Source organism: Syntrophotalea sp. (genome assembly GCF_050253115.1).
GTDB classification, from domain to species: domain Bacteria; phylum Desulfobacterota; class Desulfuromonadia; order Desulfuromonadales; family Syntrophotaleaceae; genus Syntrophotalea; species Syntrophotalea acetylenica.
In genome coordinates, this window is the sequence record NZ_JBFWJQ010000149.1 from 1 (window position 1) to 5,042 (window position 5,042).

Below are 5,042 nucleotides of genomic sequence, written 5' to 3' on the forward strand. Positions count from 1 at the left end.
ATCTGGTGAATCTTGTCGTCGCGGATCAAGGCCCGGATGGCGGTGTTGGGCACCATGACCTCCAGCGCCAGCGCCCGGCCGGGCCCTCCCAGTCGCGGCAGCAGGTTCTGCGACAGAACGCCTTCCAGCACGAAGGACAGCTGGGTGCGCACTTGGGACTGCTGGTTGGTCGGGAACACGTCGACAATACGGTTGATGGTCTGCACGCAGGAGTTGGTATGCAGCGTGGCAAAGCACAGATGGCCGGTTTCGGCGATGGTCAGGGCGGCCTCGATGGTCTCCAGGTCGCGCAACTCGCCGAGCAGCACCACGTCGGGATCCTGACGCAGGATGTATTTCAGGGCCTTTTTGAAAGAATGGGTATCGGATCCCACCTCGCGCTGGTTGACCAGGCAGTTTTTATGCGGATGAATATATTCGATGGGATCTTCGATGGTGATAATGTGCTCGCGGCGCTCCTCGTTGATGGCGTCGATGATGGACGCCAGGGTGGTCGATTTGCCGCTGCCGGTCGGACCGGTCACCAGAATGAGGCCGCGGGGCTTGCGCGACAGATCTTTTACCACCGGCGGCAGGCCGAGTTCCTCGAAACTGCGGAACTTGTAGGGGATCATCCGGAAAGCCGCGGCCAGCGCTCCGCGCTGCAGGAATATGTTGCCACGGAAGCGGGCCAGCCCCTTGACCCCGAAAGACAGGTCGAGTTCGTTTTCCTCCTCGAATTTGCGCTTCTGCGCATCGGTGAGAATGCTGTAGCACAACTGCTTGGTTTCGGCCGGCTGCAGGGGGGGAAACTTCAACCCCGTGACCTGTCCGTCAACCCGAACCTGGGGGGGTGCGCCGGTGGTGATATGAAGGTCGGAAGCCCCCATCTCGACCATGGTCTTCAAAAGCTCGCGAACCCCGACTTTGACTTGCTGTTCCGATTCCTGCATATCTGAAACCAACCTCCCCTGTCGTCATAATGCAATACGCAAGCAAAAAACATTCCTCCGTAAACAACGCCCCCTCAGCGCTCAGCGCTAATCATCCGACACGGTGCAGCGCAGCACCTCCTCGAAGGAGGTGACGCCTTCCTTGAGCTTGAGCAGAGCCGATTGGCGCATGGTCTTGACGCCGAGGCGCATCGACTCGCGCTTGATCTCGGCGGTGTTGGCCCCCGCCAGGATCAGCTCCCGGATTTCCTCGAACATGGGCATAACCTGATAAATGCCGACGCGGCCCTTGTAGCCGGTGTTGTTGCAGACACCGCAGCCCACGCCGCGGTAACAGATGTAGTCGTCGACCTCGTCGGGCGCCACGCCTGCGTCGATGAGGGCCTGTTTCGGGACCTCCTCGATCTCCTTGCATTCCTTGCAGACACGGCGTCCCAGGCGCTGGGCGGTAATCAGGTTGACGGCGGAAGCCACCAGGAACGGCTCGATCCCCATGTTCAGCAGGCGGCTGATGGTGCTGGGCGCGTCGTTGGTATGCAGCGTCGAGAGCACCATGTGGCCGGTGAGAGCGGCCTTGATGCCGATCTCGGCGGTTTCGAAGTCGCGAATCTCGCCGATCATGATGATATCCGGATCCTGGCGCAGAAAGGAGCGCAGGGCGGAGGCGAAGTTAAGACCGATCTCCTCGTGCATGTGCACCTGGTTGATGCCGGCGAAGTTGAATTCGACAGGGTCCTCCGCGGTGGAAATATTGAGAGTGCTGTCGTTGAGCTCGGCAAGAGCCGAATAAAGCGATACCGTCTTGCCCGAACCGGTCGGCCCGGTGACCAGGACCATGCCGAAAGGCTTGTGAATGGCTTCCTTGAACCATTCCAGCGGCTGTTCGTCATAGCCCAGTTTGGTCATGTCCAGCTGCAGATTGGATTTGTCCAGCAAGCGGCAGACGATTTTCTCACCGAACAGGGTCGGCAGGCAGCTGACCCGGTAGTCCATGTCCTTGCCGCCGGGCAGCTTGATCTTGATGCGGCCATCCTGCGGCAGGCGGCGCTCGGCGATATCCATTTCGGCCATGATCTTGATGCGCGAGGTAATCGCGGCGCGCAGTTTCATGGGCGGTTTCATAACCTCGTACAGCACCCCGTCGATGCGATAGCGCACCCGAAAGGATTTTTCGTAGGGTTCGATATGGATATCGGAGGCTTTTTTCTTGATGGCATCGGTCAGGATGAGATTGACCAGTTTGACGACCGGCGCGTCCTCCGTGGTTTTTCAAGGGCATGGACATCGACGCTGTCGTCCTCGTCGACGACCTCGATGTCGATGTCCTCCAGGTCGTCCATGACATCGGCAAAGGTGGCGCTCTGGTCGTAATATTTGTCGATCGCCGCCTTGATCGCCGACTCGGTGGCGACCACCACCTCGATGTTGAAGCCGGTCATGAACTTCAGATCGTCGATGGCGAACAGGTTGGACGGATCGTTCATGGCGACGATCAGGGTCGAACCCGCCCGGTTTACCGGAACGATCTGGTATTTCTGGGCAATATCGGCGGGGACATGCCGGATGACATCCGCCTCGATCTCGAAATCGTTGAGGTTGATGGAAGGGACGCCGTACTGCTTGGACAAAAACGCGGAGAGTTCTTCCTCCTTGACGAAACCGAGGCGCACCAGACAGGTACCGAGCCGGCCCCCGTTGAGCTTCTGGTCGTCCAATGCCTGGTTCAATTGCTGGGCATTTATCAGATCGTTGCGAACCAGCAATTCGCCAAGACGGTTACTTGTCATGAAAAAATCCTCTGATCAGACTTTCAAACAGCCGATGAATCTGGATATTTACAGGTGGAGAAATCGGGGAAATTACAGAACAGCAATAATCGTCCCGCAGGTTAGATGAAGGGCGACAACAAGTCAAGAACACATTAAAAAATTGTTTTACCGGGCCAGCGCCTGCCGCATCACCCCGGCGGGAGGCTCCTGCCCGGTCCAGATGCGAAACGCGGCCTCCCCCTGGGCGATGAGCATGCCCAGACCGCCGGTGGCGCGGTGCCCTCGCGAACGGGCCGTCATCACCAGCGGCGTGTCGGGGCTGCGGTAGACAATATCGCACACCACCGCCGCGCGATCGAGCTGCTGCCAGGGCAGCGCATCGAAAACCTCGCCCTTGAGTCCGATGGATGTGCCGTTCAGCAACAGGTTGACCGAGGGGCAGACGACCGCCAGTGCCGAAGCGGCAAGATCCAGCACAGCAAAATCCGTTCCCGGAAAATGATCCCTGAATTCGGCGACGAGATTCTCGGCTTTGGGGCGGGTGCGGTTGGCGACGCCGATCCATGCCGCGCCGGTTTCAGCCAGAGCGACCAGAGCGGCGCGGCTCGCACCGCCGGCCCCGAGCAGCAGCACACGCTTGCCCGCGGGATCGAATGCCAGGTCGGCGGCCAGTGACCTTATAAGACCTGTCCCGTCGGTGTTATAACCGACAAGATACCCGTCCCGGTTATGCACGGTATTGACGGCGCCGATCAGGCGCGCCGCGGCATCCACCTCATCGAGATAGGCAAGGACCGTTTCCTTGTGTGGAATGGTGACGTTCACACCCGCTATGCGCAGGGCCCGCAGGGCGGCCACCGCTTCCCCCAGCCGGACCGGCGCAACGGCAAACGGCACGTACACGGCATCCATGCCCAGACCGCGAAAAGCTGCATTGTGCATCAGCGGCGACAGGGAATGGTCCACCGGATGGCCGAATATGCCGAACACCCGGGTGGTTCCGCGGATCATCATGCCTGTTCCTCCCCTGCCCGCTTACCGCAATCGAGATATTCCTGGTATTCGACGATTTTCGATGCCGACAGAATCTGGCGGGCCTTGCGGATATCCTCCTGAATAGCCTCCCTCAGAGCCTGTGGCCCGTCGAAGCGTTTTTCCTCCCGCAGCCTTTCCACGAAATAGACCCGAAGATCGTTGCCGTAAAGATCCCCGCTAAAATCGAGAATATGCGCTTCGATGAAGTAACCGGCGGCCCCGAAGGTCGGATTCTGTCCCAGATTCATGACTCCGTCGTAGAGGCGGTCACCACGCTTGACCTTGACGGCGTAGACACCGGCGGGCGGCATCAGCTCCTTGTCGGTCTTGAGGTTGGCGGTGGGAAAGCCCAGTTGGGAACCGCGGCCGAAACCATGCACCACCCTGCCTTCGAAGGTGTAGTGGCGGCCGAGGACCTGGACCACTTCGGCAACGCTGCCCTGCCGGATCATTTCCCGCACCCGGGTCGAGCTGTAAACCTCTCCGCCGGTGGCGATGGGTTCGAGGACCTCCACGGAAAATCCGAGATACTCCCCCATGCGCCGCAGCAGGTGGATATCGCCGGACCGGCCTTTGCCGAACAGATAATCGTAGCCGACCACCAGATGCGTGACACCGACCTTGTCCACCAGAAGTTCCCGGACGAAACGATGGGCGGGCAGGTCGGCCAATTCGCGGGTGAAGGGTGCGCAAATCAGCACATCGATGCAGGATGCCTCGATCAGGAGCTCTTTTTCGGCGTAGGTATTGATCAGAGCCGGGGCACGGTCCGGAGCCAGTATCTTCAACGGATGCGGCACAAAGGTATACACAACGGACGTCCCGCCGGTCTGACGGCTGCGGGATACGACACGCCGGAAAATTTCCCGATGCCCCAGATGAATGCCATCGAAGTTGCCGATCGTGACAACGGCATTTTTGATCGGGCTCCTCAATTCATCAATATCGCGTACAATTTTCATAAATTTGGTTTCAATGCCTGGCCTTGCCGTCACGCCTGCGCGCCCGGCCCGGAGGCGGTGCGGACATCGCCTCGTCCAGTTCGAAATCGAGTTCCCTGCGATCCAGGTCGACTTTTACAAGCTTTACCGTCACGGCATCGCCAATGCGGAAAATCCGGCGACGGCGCTGCCCCACCAGACGGTGAAGCTCTTCATCGAATTCGTAAAAATCATCGCTCAAGGTGGCGACATGCACCAGACCTTCGACGAAAACATCCTGCAGTTCCACAAAAATACCAAAAGGCTGCACATCCGCCACCCAGGCTTCGAAAATCTCTCCGACCCGGTCCTGCATGAACTGACAG

General features: G+C 59.3%; 4 protein-coding genes and 1 pseudogene. All 5 read right to left on the reverse strand.

The window, feature by feature from the left end; genetic code table 11:
• The coding region (locus AB7E65_RS11920; RefSeq protein ID WP_428746011.1) for a type IV pilus twitching motility protein PilT at positions 1–932 on the reverse strand (932 nt) is incomplete at its 3' end.
• A gap of 87 nt (positions 933–1,019) precedes the next feature.
• Positions 1,020–2,719 (reverse strand): annotated as a pseudogene (gene pilB, locus AB7E65_RS11925) (type IV-A pilus assembly ATPase PilB).
• Positions 2,720–2,866: 147 nt separating this feature from the next.
• Positions 2,867–3,715 carry a shikimate dehydrogenase gene (locus tag AB7E65_RS11930; protein ID WP_428746012.1) on the reverse strand — a complete coding sequence of 283 codons (849 nt, stop codon included), beginning with the start codon at positions 3,713–3,715 and terminating at the stop codon, positions 2,867–2,869.
• Positions 3,712–4,698 (reverse strand): bifunctional riboflavin kinase/FAD synthetase, encoded by a 987-nt coding sequence (locus AB7E65_RS11935; protein WP_320361289.1) that lies wholly within the window; start codon positions 4,696–4,698, stop codon positions 3,712–3,714. Before AB7E65_RS11935 ends, AB7E65_RS11930 begins: the two co-directional genes overlap by 4 nt.
• Positions 4,699–4,708: 10 nt before the next feature.
• Positions 4,709–5,042, reverse strand: a 334-nt coding sequence (locus AB7E65_RS11940; RefSeq protein WP_428746013.1) for a S1 RNA-binding domain-containing protein, incomplete at its 5' end; no start/stop codon positions are given.

Coding starts and splice junctions, on each gene's coding strand:
- AB7E65_RS11930 (WP_428746012.1), bottom strand. CDS start 3,715: ATGATGATCCGCGGAACCACCCGGGTGTTCGGCATATTCGGCCATCCG.
- AB7E65_RS11935 (WP_320361289.1), bottom strand. CDS start 4,698: ATGAAAATTGTACGCGATATTGATGAATTGAGGAGCCCGATCAAAAAT.